13 protein-coding genes are annotated in these 13,308 nt (G+C 71.5%); 12 read left to right on the top strand and 1 reads right to left on the bottom strand.

The window, feature by feature from the left end:
- Window positions 1-165: 165 nt before the first annotated feature.
- Window positions 166-795, bottom strand: a complete 630-nt coding sequence (locus tag BU197_RS17735) for a hypothetical protein (RefSeq protein ID WP_188269258.1) — start codon at window positions 793-795, stop codon at window positions 166-168.
- A 730-nt stretch (window positions 796-1,525) separates the two neighbouring features.
- Here BU197_RS17735 and BU197_RS17730 point away from each other — a divergent pair.
- From BU197_RS17730 to BU197_RS17675, 12 genes are all read left to right on the top strand, one after another.
- Entirely contained in the window at window positions 1,526-2,548 is a 1,023-nt protein-coding gene (locus BU197_RS17730; protein ID WP_188269257.1) for an ABC transporter ATP-binding protein, read from the top strand.
- The gene (locus BU197_RS17725; RefSeq protein ID WP_188269256.1) at window positions 2,545-3,309 is read left to right on the top strand and encodes an MlaE family ABC transporter permease; all 765 of its coding nucleotides are present in this window, start codon (window positions 2,545-2,547) and stop codon (window positions 3,307-3,309) included. Before BU197_RS17730 ends, BU197_RS17725 begins: the two co-directional genes overlap by 4 nt.
- 5 nt (window positions 3,310-3,314) lie before the next feature.
- Window positions 3,315-4,121, top strand: a complete 807-nt coding sequence (locus tag BU197_RS17720; RefSeq protein WP_188269278.1) for an MlaE family ABC transporter permease — start codon at window positions 3,315-3,317, stop codon at window positions 4,119-4,121.
- A 1-nt stretch (window position 4,122) separates the two neighbouring features.
- Entirely contained in the window at window positions 4,123-5,376 is a 1,254-nt protein-coding gene (locus tag BU197_RS17715; RefSeq protein WP_188269255.1) for an MCE family protein, read from the top strand.
- Entirely contained in the window at window positions 5,373-6,428 is a 1,056-nt protein-coding gene (locus BU197_RS17710; RefSeq protein ID WP_188269254.1) for an MCE family protein, read from the top strand. The genes BU197_RS17715 and BU197_RS17710 overlap by 4 nt, the downstream gene beginning before the upstream one ends.
- Window positions 6,425-7,474 (top strand): MCE family protein, encoded by a 1,050-nt coding sequence (locus BU197_RS17705; RefSeq protein ID WP_188269253.1) that lies wholly within the window; start codon window positions 6,425-6,427, stop codon window positions 7,472-7,474. The genes BU197_RS17710 and BU197_RS17705 overlap by 4 nt, the downstream gene beginning before the upstream one ends.
- Window positions 7,471-8,550, top strand: a complete 1,080-nt coding sequence (locus BU197_RS17700; RefSeq protein WP_188269252.1) for an MCE family protein — start codon at window positions 7,471-7,473, stop codon at window positions 8,548-8,550. The genes BU197_RS17705 and BU197_RS17700 overlap by 4 nt, the downstream gene beginning before the upstream one ends.
- Complete coding sequence (locus BU197_RS17695) at window positions 8,547-9,779, top strand: MCE family protein (protein ID WP_188269251.1); 1,233 nt, start codon at window positions 8,547-8,549, stop codon at window positions 9,777-9,779. Before BU197_RS17700 ends, BU197_RS17695 begins: the two co-directional genes overlap by 4 nt.
- Window positions 9,776-11,059 carry an MCE family protein gene (locus BU197_RS17690; RefSeq protein WP_188269250.1) on the top strand — a complete coding sequence of 428 codons (1,284 nt, stop codon included), beginning with the start codon at window positions 9,776-9,778 and terminating at the stop codon, window positions 11,057-11,059. The genes BU197_RS17695 and BU197_RS17690 overlap by 4 nt, the downstream gene beginning before the upstream one ends.
- Window positions 11,056-11,571: a hypothetical protein gene (locus BU197_RS17685; RefSeq protein ID WP_188269249.1), complete on the top strand. Its 516-nt coding sequence runs from the start codon at window positions 11,056-11,058 to the stop codon at window positions 11,569-11,571. The genes BU197_RS17690 and BU197_RS17685 overlap by 4 nt, the downstream gene beginning before the upstream one ends.
- A gap of 374 nt (window positions 11,572-11,945) precedes the next feature.
- Window positions 11,946-12,563 (top strand): hypothetical protein, encoded by a 618-nt coding sequence (locus tag BU197_RS17680; protein WP_188269277.1) that lies wholly within the window; start codon window positions 11,946-11,948, stop codon window positions 12,561-12,563.
- Window positions 12,564-12,589: 26 nt separating this feature from the next.
- Window positions 12,590-13,132, top strand: a complete 543-nt coding sequence (locus tag BU197_RS17675) for a nuclear transport factor 2 family protein (RefSeq protein ID WP_188269248.1) — start codon at window positions 12,590-12,592, stop codon at window positions 13,130-13,132.
- The last annotated feature ends 176 nt before the right edge of the window (window positions 13,133-13,308 follow it).

The following is a 13,308-nucleotide window of genomic DNA, read 5'->3' as shown; positions in this document are numbered from 1 at the left end:
CCGGCGGGGGTGGCGCGCCGGCGAAGGGTGCGGTCGGTCCGCGCGGGTCGCGGGTGGCGCCTCGGGGGATGGATCCGGCGGAGGGCCGGCTGCCCGGAAGGGGGCCGCGCCCGCCCGGCCGGCCTCGTCGGCCGGGCGGGCGCGGAGGTGCGGTGTGCCCGCCCCTTACGGGTTGCTGCCGACGATCGTCGGGATGACGGTGCCCTGCTTGAAGAGGTACGTGCCCTTGAAGGTGGGCTTGGCGCCGACCGGGACGGCCACGCCGCAGCCGGTCGAGGAGACGACGGTGAGGTCACCGGCGACGCTGTTGACGGCCAGCGCGCCCGTCGAGTTGGTGTAGGTGCTGGTCGCCTTGCCCGTGACGCGGAAGACGCAGGCGCCGACGGTCACGGTGGCGTCGACGTTGCCGACGTAGCCCTTGGTGACGCCGGTCGCGGCGGTGTAGTCCTCCGCCACGATCGTCCAGGGGGTGGCCGCGACGGTGGTCACGTTGCCCAGCACGCTGGTGCAGGGCGCCCCGGTGGCGCCGAAGGCGATGGTGTTGATGGTGCCGACCGTCGCCGGGTTGCCGGTGGTGCTGGAGCCCGTGCCCGTGCCGTTCGACTTCGTACACGTCATGGCGACGCCGTTGACGCTGAGGACGATGTTCCCGCTGTTGACGGCGGTGATGCTGGCCGGGGACGGGCTGACGGTCCAGACCGTGGAGGGCACGGCCGAGGCGGGGGAGACGGCGAGGGCGAAGGCGGCGGAGGCGCCACCGGCGACGACGGCGAGGTTTCTCATGGACTTCTTCATGGCTCTGGGACTCTCCTTGGGGATGTGACCGGCAGAGGGGTGGCCGCGAAGGGGACGGGCGGCCGGCGGCTCGAATCCATCGGCCGCGAACCCAGACGTTACTTGCGGGAAACTTAGCTGAACAATGGCGCAGTCCATGATTCTTTGAAGACGTCGCCTCCCCTGTCAAGAGAGTGAGGGATGGCGGGAATCCGATTGGTTCCGAAGTGCGCAATGTCGACAATTATGATCGATCATGCGAGATCCCGGCAGGTGGTCGACGTCCAAGGTATCCAAACGCCCTGGTCGCGACCGTGAAATGCTCTCCAAGGTGACAAGAGGAAAAATAAAACTGTCTCCCCGCTGATAAAAGCCGCACCGCGAGGCACTGTTTCGCGAAATCTCGGAATCCGGTATTGCCGGGAGAGGTTACCGGGTCGTAGCGTTCGCGTTGCCAGGGTCCCGCCGCAGGTCGGCGCGGATTCGCGGACCGTCCGCGTGACGGACCGCCCCCGGTCCGCCCCCTCGCGGGGGCGGGTCACCACGGGCGGGGACCGTCCACCCGGTCGTCCCGGGCGGCGCACCCCGCTCTGTCTCCGCGGAGACAAGGTCCGCTCCCGGCTTTGTCTCCGCGGTGACAAAAACGGAAACGGATCAAGGTTTTCCCGACCGCCCTATTGTCCGGGTGATCCGCTCCGACTTAACGTGCGCCCGCAGTGTGCACGCCCGACGCACGCTTGCTGGAGGTGGGATGGGAATCGAAGTAGTCGTTGAGGGTCTGACCATGTCCTTTGGCAAGCAGAACATCTGGCAGGACGTGACTCTGACCTTGCCGGCCGGAGAGGTCAGCGTCATGCTCGGCCCCTCCGGAACGGGCAAGACGGTCTTCCTGAAATCACTCATCGGACTGCTGAAACCCCAGCGGGGCCGTGTCCTCATCAACGGTGTCGACATGGTCAGCAGTCCGGAACGGGACATCTACGAGACCCGGAAACTCTTCGGGCTCATGTTCCAGGACGGAGCCCTTTTCGGCTCCATGACCCTCTTCGACAACATCGCCTTCCCGCTGCGCGAACACACCCGCAAACGGGAATCCGAGATCCGTCGCATCGTCATGGAACGGATCGACCTCGTCGGACTCCTCGGCTCGGAGGGCAAACTGCCCGGCGAGATCAGCGGCGGCATGCGCAAGCGCGCCGGACTGGCCCGCGCGCTCGTCCTCGACCCGCAGATCGTCCTGTGCGACGAACCGGACTCCGGTCTCGACCCCGTCCGCACCGCCTATCTGTCCCAGCTCCTGATCGACCTCAACGCGCGGATCGACGCGACGATGCTGATCGTCACCCACAACCTCGACATCGCCGCCACCGTCCCCGACAACATGGGCATGTTCTTCCGGCGCGACCTCGTCGCCTTCGGACCCCGCGAAGTGCTCCTCACCAGCGAGGAACCGGTCGTCACCCAGTTCCTCGCCGGGCGCCGCGAAGGCCCCATCGGCATGTCGGAGGAGAAGGACGCAGCCCTGCTCGCCGCCGAAGCCGCGGGCCCCGCCGGACCCGCCACCCGCCGCCCGGGACCGCCCCCCGGCATCGTCCCGCAGCTGGAGCCCTCCCCCGGACTGCCCCCGCGTGCCGCCGTCGCCCGCCACCGCGAGCGCGTCCTCGGCATGCTCGACCGACTGCCGCCCGCTGCCCAGGCGGCCATCCGCGACAACTACGCCCACCACGCCCCGGCGCCGACCGTCCCGCTCCCGGCCCAGGGGAGCGGCTCGTGATCGCGGGCGCGCTGCGGCAGACCGGCCGCCTCTTCGCCCTCGCCGTCGAGGTGGGCCGGGCCGTCTTCCGGCGCCCCTTCCAGTTCCGCGAGTTCATCGAGCAGTTCTGGTTCGTCGCCGGCGTCACCATCCTGCCCGCGGCCCTCGTCTCCATCCCGTTCGGCGCGGTGATCGCCCTTCAGGTCGGCTCGCTCACCCAGCAGCTGGGCGCCCAGTCGTTCACCGGCGGCGCCAGCGTCCTCGCCGTCATCCAGCAGGCGAGCCCGCTCATCGTCGCCCTCCTCATCGCCGGCGCGGGCGGCTCCGCCATCTGCGCCGACCTCGGCTCCCGCAAGATCCGGGAGGAACTGGACGCGATGGAGGTCATGGGCGTCTCGCCCGTCCAGCGCCTGGTCGTGCCGCGCGTCCTCGCCACCATGGCGGTGGCCTTCCTGCTCAACGGCATGGTCTCCGTCGTCGGCACCCTCGGCGGCTACTTCTTCAACATCATCCTCCAGGGCGGAACCCCCGGCGCGTACCTCTCCAGCTTCTCCGCCCTCGCCCAGCTGCCGGACCTCTACATCAGCGAACTGAAGGCCCTGATCTTCGGGTTCATCGCGGGCATCGTCGCCGCCTACCGGGGACTGCACCCCCGGGGCGGCCCCAAGGGCGTCGGCGACGCCGTCAACCAGTCCGTCGTCATCACCTTCATGCTGCTGTTCTTCGTGAACATGGTGATGACCGGCATCTACCTCCAGATCGTCCCGCCGAAGGGAGGATGAGCACGATGGCCTCCCCCTTCGTCTGGCTCGACCGCTCCGGAGACCAGCTCCTCTTCTACGTCCGCGCCCTCGTCTGGATCCCCAGGACCCTGCACCGGTACCTTCGGGAGGTCCAACGGCTTCTCGCCGAGGTCGCGTTCGGCTCCGGCGGCCTCGGGGTCATCGGCGGCACCATCGGCGTCATGATCGCCATGACCCTGTTCACCGGCACCGTCGTCGGACTCCAGGGCTACGCGGCCCTCGAACAGATCGGCACCGCCGCCTTCACCGGCTTCGTCTCCGCCTACTTCAACACCCGCGAGATCGCCCCGCTCGTCGCCGGACTCGCCCTGTCCGCGACCGTCGGCGCCGGATTCACCGCCCAGCTCGGCGCCATGCGCATCAACGAGGAGGTCGACGCCCTCGAAGGCATGGGCATCCGCTCCATGCCGTACCTGGTCACCACCCGGATCATCGCGGGCGTCGTCGCCATCATCCCCCTCTACGCCATCGGGCTGCTCTCCTCCTACCTGGCCTCCCGCTACGTCACCGTCCTCTTCAACGGCCAGTCCCAGGGCACGTACGACCACTACTTCAACCTCTTCCTCTCCCCGACGGACGTCATCCTCTCGGTGCTCAAAGTGCTGATCTTCAGCGTCATGGTGATCGTCGCCCACTGCTACTACGGCTACCGCGCCTCCGGCGGTCCCGCCGGTGTCGGCATCGCCGTGGGCCGCTCCGTACGCAACGCCATCGTGCTGATCAGCGTCACCGACTTCTTCCTCTCGCTGGCCCTCTGGGGCGCGACCACGACCGTGAAGGTGGCGGGGTGACATGAGCGACTCACGTGCCGAGACCGTACGCCGCCGGTTCGCCGGTGTCGTCTTCCTGCTGGTGCCCGCCCTGCTCGCCGGGCTCGCGGTCGCCGTCTACGACAAGAGGTTCACCGACTCCGACCCGGTCGTCGTCGAGACCGGCGACGTCGGCAACGAAATGCACCTCGGAGCCGAGGTGAAACTGCGCGGCGTCGTCATCGGCGAGGTCCGCGCCATCGACGCCATCGACGGCGGAGCCCGGCTCACCCTCGCCATGCGCCCCGGAACCCTGAGCCACGTCCCCTCCGACGTCCGCGCGCAGATGCTCCCCACCACCCTCTTCGGCGAACGCTTCGTCGCCCTCGTCCCGCCCGCCGCCCCCTCCGGCCGGCCGCTGGACCCCGGCGCCGTCATCCCCGAGGACCGCTCCAGCAACGCCGTCGAACTCCAGCAGGTCCTCGACAACGTCCTGCCCCTGCTCACCGCCGTACAGCCGCAGAAGCTCTCCGCCACCCTGTCGGCCGTCTCCCAGGCGCTCGAAGGACGCGGCGACAAGCTCGGCGAGACCCTCGCCCGGCTCGACGCCCACCTCACCCGCTTCAACCCCCAACTGCCCGCCCTCACCCGCGACCTGAAAGAACTCGTGAAGGTCAGCCACCTCTACGCGGACGCCGCCCCCGACATCGTCACGGCGCTCACCGACTTCACCACCACCAGCGGCACCCTCGCCGAGCAGGAGGCGGCCCTCGCCGACACCCTCGGCGCCACCACCCGGACCTCCCAGGACCTGACCGCCTTCCTGCGCCAGAACAAGGACAACATCATCCGGCTCAGCGCCACCGGAAGGCCCACCCTGGACCTGCTCGCCGAGTACTCCCCGTCCTTCCCCTGCACCCTGCGCACCCTGGCCCAGTTCGTCCCCGCCATGGACAAGGCGCTCGGCAAGGGCACGGACAAGCCCGGACTGCACGTGGAGGTCTCCACCGTCCCCTCGCGCGGCGCGTACGTCCCCGGCCGCGACAAGCCTTCCTACGGCTCCGGCGGCGGCCCGAACTGCTACCCCGTGCCCTACCTCGGCGCGCCCGCCGCCCCCGCCGCACGGGCCTCCGCCGCGACGGACCAGGACCTCGGGCCCGCCAACTCCCCGCAGGAGAACGACCTCGTCACCGAACTCCTCGCCCCCGCCGCCGGAAAGCGGCCCGGCGACCTGCCGGACTGGAGCAGCCTGCTGGCCGGACCCGCCTTCCGCGGCGCGGAGGTGACCCTGCGATGACGACGCCTCCCTCCCACACGCGCCGCCGCGGACTGACCGGAACGGTCCTCAAGTCCCTCGCGTTCGTCCTGGTCACCGCCCTGGCCACCACCGTCCTCGGCTTCAGCGTCGCCAACACCGGAGTGGGCTCCGACACCCGCTCCTACAAGGCCCTGTTCACCGATGTCACCGGGCTCGTCAAGGGCGACTCGGTACGGGTCGCCGGGGTCAAGGTCGGCGAGGTCACCGACGTACGCGTGGTCGAACGGCGCACCGCCCAGGTCACCTTCACCGTCCGCGAGGACCGCGCCCTGCCGTCCTCGGCCACCGCCGCCGTGAAGTACCTCAACATGGTCGGCCAGCGGTACGTCTCCCTCGGCCAGGGCACCGGCGACCTCGGCGGCAGCCTCGCCGAAGGCGACACCATCCCCCTCGCCCGCACCACCCCCGCACTCGACCTCACCCTGCTGTTCAACGGCTTCAAGCCGCTGTTCGAAGGGCTCTCACCGGCCGACGTCAACGACCTCGCGGGCTCCCTCGTCCAGGTCCTCCAGGGCGAGAGCGGCACCGTCGACAGCCTCCTGAAGCACATCGGCTCCCTCACCCGGACCGTCGCCGCCAAGGACGAGGTCGTCGGCCAGGTCGTCACCCACCTCAACACCGTCCTGACCACCCTCAACACCCGCGAAGCCGCCTTCGGCGACCTCGTCGTCACCCTCCGCAAGCTCGTCACCGGCTTCAACGGCGACCGCAAGCCCCTCGGCGAGGCCGTCCAGGCCATCGGCGACCTCACCACCACCACCGCCGGACTCTTCCAGGAAGCCCGCGCGCCCCTGAAGAAGGACATCCGCGAACTGGGCCGCCTCTCCGGCACCCTCGGCGACCACACGCCCCAGCTGGAAGCCTTCCTCGCCAACACCCCCGCCAAGATGACGGCCCTCGCCCGCCTGTCCTCCTACGGCTCCTGGTTCAACCTCTACCTCTGCGAGGCACGCGTGAGCGGCGTGGGCACCTCCGACGGCTCCAAGCCGCCGACCGGCATCACCGTCACCGAGACGAGGTGCGGCCGATGAGACCCCGCCCCCTGTTCACACCGGTCAAGGAACGCAACCCGATCGCCGTCGCCGTCGTCGGCCTCGTCCTCCTGGGCCTCCTCACCGCCCTCGCGTACAACGTCGAACGGCTTCCCTTCGTCGGCGGCGGCACCGCCTACAGCGCCGACTTCACCGAAGCCGCCGGGCTCGACACCGGCGACGAGGTCCGCATCGCGGGCGTCAAGGTCGGCAAGGTCACCGCGGTCGCCCTCGACGGGCCCAAGGTCAAGGTGACCTTCGAGGTCGGCGACGCCTGGGTCGGCGACAAGTCCACCGCCGCCATCGCCATCAAGACCCTCCTCGGCGAGAAGTACCTGGCACTCGACCCGCTGGGCTCCGCCCCCCAGGACCCCGGGACCCGCATCCCCCGGTCCCGCACCACCTCCCCGTACGACGTCACCCAGGCCTTCCAGGACCTCAGCGGCACCGTCGACGCCATCGACACCGAGAAGCTCGCCGAGAGCTTCGAGACCATCTCCGACACCTTCAAGAACTCCCCGCCGCACGTGCGCAACGCCGCCACCGGCCTGTCCGAACTGTCGAAGACCGTCTCCAAGCGCGACACCGAACTCGTCCGGCTCCTGGAGAACAGCAAGCGGTTCACCAAGACCCTGGAGGACAAGAAGTCCAGCTTCGAGACGCTCATCGAGGACGGCGGATCGCTCCTCGGCGAACTCCAGAGGCGCCGCGACGCCGTCCGCGCCCTCCTCAAGGGCAGCAAGGCCCTGGGCACCGAACTCAGCGGTCTGGTCGACGACAACGACCGGCAGCTCGGCCCCACCCTCAAGGCCCTCGGCCGCGTCACCGGCGTCCTGGAGAAGAACAGCGGCCAACTCGACAAGACCCTCGCCCTCATCGGCCCGTACTACCGGCTCGTCGGCAACACCCTCGGCAACGGGCGCTGGTTCGACAGCTATCTCTGCGGAGTGGTGCCCCGAAGCTACCTGCCCGCGACCTCGCAGCCCGCGACCGGATGCATGCCGCCGCAACAGAAGCCGACGGCCCAGGGGAGTGCCACACGATGACCAGAGCCAGGAAACCCCTCGTCGCAGGAGTCGCCCTCGTGGTGCTCGCCGCCTGCGGACTCGTCGCCGTCCGCGTCCTGCGCTCCGAAGGCACCCACGTCACCGCCTGGTTCGACCGGGCCGTCGGCATCTACGCCGGATCCGACCTGCGCGTCCTCGGCGTACGGGTCGGCGAGGTCGAGTCCGTCGAACCGCAGGGCACCCGCGTCCGCGTCGGACTCCGCCTCGACGAAGGCGTCCGCGTCCCCGCCGGCGCCCGCGCCCTCGTCGTCGCCCCCAGCATCGTCGCCGACCGCTACATCCAGCTCACCCCCGCCTACGGCGGCGGACCCGCCCTCGCCGACGGCGCCCAACTGCCCGCATCCCGCAACCGCACCCCCGTCGAGATCGACCAGCTCTACGACTCGATCACCCGGCTCGGCGAGGCACTCGGCCCCGACGGCGCCAACTCCGCCGGAGCCCTCTCCGAACTCCTCGACACCGGCGCCCGCAACCTCAAGGGCAACGGCGCCGCCATCGGCACCTCCATCGAGGAGTTCGGCAAGGCGGCCAAGACCCTCGACGGCAGCAGCGAACAGCTCTTCACCACCCTCGGCCAGCTCCAGACCTTCACCGGCATGCTCAGGAAGAAGGACGGCGACGTCCGCACCGCCCAGGAACGCCTGGACGAGGTCGTCACCTACTTCGCCGAGAACAAGGACGACCTCGCCGCCGCCCTCAAGGAACTCGGCAAGGCCCTCGCCCAGGTCAAGACCTTCATCAAGGACAACCGGGGCGAACTCAAGAAGAACGTCGACCGGCTCGTGCCCCTCACCCAGACCCTCGTCGACCAGCGCGCCTCCCTCGCCGAGGCCCTCGACGTCGCCCCGCTCGCCGCGAGCAACCTCGTCGACGCCTACGACAAGGACACCCGCACCCTGCACGGACGCGCCAACCTCAACGAGATCAGCTCGGGCGGACCCCTCCTCCCGCTGCCCGTCTCCGGCGCCTCCTCGGACACCGAAGGCCCCGCAGGCACCGGTAGCCCCTCGCCCACCGAAAGCCCCACAGGCACCGACGCGGAGGGAGACCGGTGAAAGGCAACGCGACCCCCTCGGGGAAGGCCCTCGGCGCGGGCGCCGTCGCCGTCGTCGCCCTCGGACTCGGCATCGCCGTGATCCTCGGCGGGCTCCCCGCCCACCCCGTCCGCTTCGACGGCATCGAGGACCTCCCGCTGCCCGGCGGCGCCGACCTCGGCTCCCACCCGTACACCGTCACCGCCGAACTCGACGACGTCCTCAGCCTCGTCCCGCAGTCCGCGGTCAAGGTCGACGACGTGGCCGTCGGCCGCGTCTCCGCCATCGAACTCGCCCCCGGCGCCGGCACCTGGACCGCCCGCGTCACCCTAAGGATCAACGGCGACGTACGGCTCCCCGCGGGCGCGGGCGCCCGCCTCGAACAGTCCAGCCTCCTCGGCGAGAAGTACATCCAACTGGTCGCCCCGCCCAAGGACGACGGCAGCCGCCTCACCGAAGGCAGCGTCATCCCCCTCGCCCGCACCAGCCGCAACACCGAGGTCGAAGAGGTCTTCGGCGCCCTCTCCCTGCTCCTCAACGGCGGCGGCGTCAACCAGCTCAAGACCATCACCCGCGAACTCAACGCGGCGCTCGGCGGCCGCGAACCCGAGGTGCGCTCCATGCTCGACCGGGTGAACACGCTCGTCACCACCCTCGACGCGCACCGCGCCGACATCACCCGCGCCCTCGACGGACTCAACCGGCTCTCCGCCACCCTCGCCGGACGCAAGAAGGACGTCGACACCGTCCTCACCGGACTCGCGCCCGGTCTGAAGACCCTGGAGAACCAGCGGGGCTCGCTCCTGACCATGCTGCGCGCCCTCGACACCCTCTCCGGGGTCGCCGTCAGCACCATCGACGCCGGCAAGAAGGACATGGTCGCCGACCTCAAGGCCCTCGCCCCCACCCTGACCGCCCTCGCGGACGCCGGGGCCGACCTGCCCGAGTCACTCCAGGCACTCCTCACATACCCCTTCACCGACGAGGTCCTCAAGGGCGTCAAGGGCGACTACCTCAACACCTATCTGCACCTCACCGCCGCCCCCGGCACCGAGGTCACCCCGCCGCTGATCCCCCGCGACGAACTCCCGCCCCCCTCGCCGACCCCGACCACCGAACCGGAGCCCGAGCCCGAACCGGGCGCGGAAGGCGCCGCCCGGAGCCGCGGCACGGCCCTGCCGCTGCCGCCGGTCACGACGGTCCCGTCCGGCCGGACCACCGCACCGAAGGACGGAGGCGACCCCCGGTGATCACCCGCACCGTACGCCTGAAGAACCTCGCCTTCCTGGTCATCGCCGTCCTCGTGCTCGGCTACGTCGGCGTCCGCTACGCCGACCTGGGCCGGTACGCGGGCGTCGCCGACCACTACACCGTCCGGGTCCACCTCGCCCGCACCGGCGGTCTGTTCACCCACTCCGACGTCACCTACCGGGGCGTCTCCGTGGGCCGCGTCGGCGCCATCGACCTCACCGCCGACGGCGTCGTGGCCGAACTGCGCATCAAGAAGTCCGCGCCCCGCATCCCCGCCGACGCCCGAGCCGTCGTCGCCGGGCTCTCCGCCGTCGGCGAGCAGTACATCGACCTGCGGCCCGAGAGCGACGGCGCCCCCTACCTCGCCGACGGCGCCCGCATCGAACAGACCGACACCGAGGTCCCCGCCCCCGTCACCGACGTCCTGGCCAGCATGAACAGCCTCGCCGGCTCCGTACCGCTGGACTCCCTGCGCACGGTCGTCGACGAGTTCGGCAAGGCCTTCGAGGGCCACGGCGACGACCTCCAGGTCCTCCTGGACAGCGGCAGCGGCTTCGTCGAGGCCGCCGACGAGTCGCTGCCCACCACCATCCGGCTCATCGAGGACGGCGAGGTCGTCCTGCGCACCCAGGCAGAGGAGAGCCGCGCCATCCGCGACTTCGCCACCGGAGCCCGCGACCTCGCCGCCACCCTCAAGGGCTCCGACGCCGACCTGCGCCGCCTCCTGGCCGTCGCACCCGACGCGACCGGGCAGGTCAGCGGCCTCCTGCGGGACCTCGACCCCAGTCTGAGCGTCGTCCTCGCCAACCTCCTCACCACCTCGGAACTGGCCGTCACCCGGCAGCGGGGCATGGAGGAACTGCTGGTGAAGTACCCCGCCGCCGTCTCCGCCGGAGCCACCGCCGTCGACGACGGACACCTGAACATCGGCCTGGCGGTCACCTTCTTCAAACCCCTGCCCTGCACCTCCGGATACGGCGGCACGCGCTACCGCAACGGCCTCGACCTGGGCACCGCGCCCGCCCTCAACACCGGCGCCTCCTGCACGAGTCCGGCGGCGAGCGGGGTCAACGTACGCGGCTCGGGACAGGCCCCCGCGAGCGGCCCCGTACCGGCCGCCGCCAAGCCCGGCTCCCTGCCCTCGGGCAGCGCGGGCACGGCCACCGGCACGGCGGCCCAGCGGACGGGCCTGCCGGGCGCGCTCGCCCTGCCCGGCGACTCCGGGAACCCCACCGACATGGCCGGTCTCCTCGGCCTGGGCACCGGGAGCACCCGATGAGGCGGGCCCGTGTCCTCGGCACCTGCGCCCTCGTCGTCGCCCTCGGCTTCTGCGGCACGGGCGCCTGGACGTACGCGCGGGCCCGGGGCGATCAGGAACTCGCCTTCGGCCGCGAGCGGGACACCGCCCTCGCCGAGGGCCGTGACCGCCTCACCGTCCTGAACACCCTCGACGCCTCGACCACCGCGCGCGCGAAGGCGGGCATCGAGGCCTGGCGGGAGTCCTCCACCGGCCCGCTCCGCACCGAACTGGGCGGCACCCGGCCCGCGGAGGGAGCCTCGGCACGCGCCACGGTGACCGAGGCGGCGCTCACCGCGCTCGACACCAGGGCCGGTACGGCGAAGCTCATCGCGACCGTACGGGTGGAGGTGACGCCCCTCGGGCCGGGCAAACCGTCCAGTGACCGCAAGCGCCTGGAGGCCGTCCTGACGCGTACGGGCGAGCGCACCTGGAAGGTCGCGGCGCTGAGCGCGGTGCCCGTCGCCGGAACGGAGAAGGGCGGAAAGCGGTGACGCGCATCCTGAGGGACACACAGAGGGCGGCCTCCGGGCCGATCGGCGGAGCCAGGACGGGGACCTCCGGACCGGACCGGGGTGCGAAGACGGGGACCCCCGGGCCGGGTGAAGGCACGAAGACCGGGGCCTCGGGGCCGGACGCGGACGCGAAGGACACCGGGGCCGAACGGCCCCGGAAGGCCACGGACGGGTCCGAGCCGGGGGACGGGCCCGACCCGGTACGGGACACCGCCGATGCGGGTGCCGTTTCCGGGGCGGAGGCCGTCGCCGAGGACGAGGCGGGCACGGACGACGCGGGCTCGGGCCCAGGCGCCGGAGCAGACGAGGCCACAGCCCGCACGGACGACGCGGACGTACACGACGACGGGGCCCTGGCCCAGGGCGCGGACGGTGGCAGTGAGGCTCCGGGCCAGGGCGCGGACGGCGACAGCGAGGCCCCGGTCCAGGGCGCGGACGGCGACAGTGAGGACCCGGCCCCCCGTCGGTCGCGCCTCCCCCGTCCCGGTGTCCTCCTCGCCGTCGCCGTCCTCGCCCTCCTCGTCGCAGGTGGCTGGTTCTTCCACGCGGCGAACGGGCTCCGGTCGACCCCGGCCGCGCGGAATCAGGCGCTCACCGACGCCGGGGCCACCGCCCGGGTCGCCGGGGACGTGGGGGAGGGCCTCGCCCGGGTCTTCTCCTACACCCCCGGCAACACCGAGGCCGCCGAACGCTCCGCCGACCACGTGCTGGCCGGACGCGCGGCCCGGCAGTACGAGGACCTGTTCGCGCAGGTCCGCGCGAGCCTGGTGAAGCAGCGGATCACCCTCGGCACACAGGCCGTCCGCACCGCGGTGATCGAACTCGACGGGGACAGCGCGCGTCTCCTCGTGTTCCTCGACCAGACCTCGCGGCGGGACGGGGCCGCACCCACCTCGGCCGCGGCCCAGCTCACCGTCACCGCGACTCTCGGGGGAGACCGGTGGCAGATCGTCGACATCAAGGCCCGCTGACCATGAGCGGGAGACGGGAGCACCCCATGACACGCGCGGACCGCACCCCGGCGGGCATCCGCCCGGCCCTGGCAGCGGCCCTCGTCCTGGCCCTGGTCGCGGCGGGATTCGCGGCCTGGGCGGGCCGGGACTGGTACGCCGCCGCCCACGACGACTCCGCCGCGTACGCCGTGCAGCGCGACCGGGCGCTCGCGGCGGGCGAGCAGGCCGTGCAGAACCTCAACACCCTCGACCACCGGAAGGTCGACCAGGGGATCGACCTCTGGGAGTCCTCCACGACCGGCGAGCTGCACCGCCAACTCGTCGAGGGGCGGGCGCGGTTCACCGACCAGGTGAGGACCGCGAAGACGGTGACCACGGCCCGGGTGCTCTCCGGCGCCGTCACGGAACTCGACGACCGGTCCGGGCGGGCCCGGGTGCTCGTCGCCCTGCGGGTCACGGTCACGACCTCCGACGCCAAGAGCACCGACAAGGACAGCCGCATGCTGGGCGAACTCACCCGCACCGACGGCCAGTGGAAGCTCAGCGGCCTGGGCCAGGCCCCCGTGGGCGGCACGGCGACCGGCTGACCAGGGCCGTACCCGCGCGAGCCACCCGCACCCGAAAGGACACCGCACGATGCCGACGCCCCGTCACCACCTCAACCGCCAGCGCCGCCGCCAGGCCCTCGCCGAGCAGACGGCCGCCGCGCCCGCCGCCTCCGCCCGGCCGGAGGCGGACGGCGGCTCCCGCACGTCGACGGGCC

Source organism: Streptomyces sp. CBMA291, assembly GCF_014596525.1.
In the GTDB taxonomy this organism is placed as follows: Bacteria; Actinomycetota; Actinomycetes; order Streptomycetales; family Streptomycetaceae; genus Streptomyces.
This window is presented reverse-complemented; position numbering and strand designations above follow the sequence as displayed.

Excerpts from the sequence above, each read along its gene's own strand:
- BU197_RS17720 (WP_188269278.1), top strand. The coding sequence starts at position 3,315 with ATGGCCTCCCCCTTCGTCTGGCTCGACCGCTCCGGAGACCAGCTCCTC.
- BU197_RS17710 (WP_188269254.1), top strand. The coding sequence starts at position 5,373 with ATGACGACGCCTCCCTCCCACACGCGCCGCCGCGGACTGACCGGAACG.
- BU197_RS17705 (WP_188269253.1), top strand. The coding sequence starts at position 6,425 with ATGAGACCCCGCCCCCTGTTCACACCGGTCAAGGAACGCAACCCGATC.
- BU197_RS17685 (WP_188269249.1), top strand. The coding sequence starts at position 11,056 with ATGAGGCGGGCCCGTGTCCTCGGCACCTGCGCCCTCGTCGTCGCCCTC.
- BU197_RS17735 (WP_188269258.1), bottom strand. The coding sequence starts at position 795 with ATGAAGAAGTCCATGAGAAACCTCGCCGTCGTCGCCGGTGGCGCCTCC.
- BU197_RS17730 (WP_188269257.1), top strand. The coding sequence starts at position 1,526 with ATGGGAATCGAAGTAGTCGTTGAGGGTCTGACCATGTCCTTTGGCAAG.
- BU197_RS17700 (WP_188269252.1), top strand. The coding sequence starts at position 7,471 with ATGACCAGAGCCAGGAAACCCCTCGTCGCAGGAGTCGCCCTCGTGGTG.
- BU197_RS17675 (WP_188269248.1), top strand. The coding sequence starts at position 12,590 with ATGACACGCGCGGACCGCACCCCGGCGGGCATCCGCCCGGCCCTGGCA.
- BU197_RS17715 (WP_188269255.1), top strand. The coding sequence starts at position 4,123 with ATGAGCGACTCACGTGCCGAGACCGTACGCCGCCGGTTCGCCGGTGTC.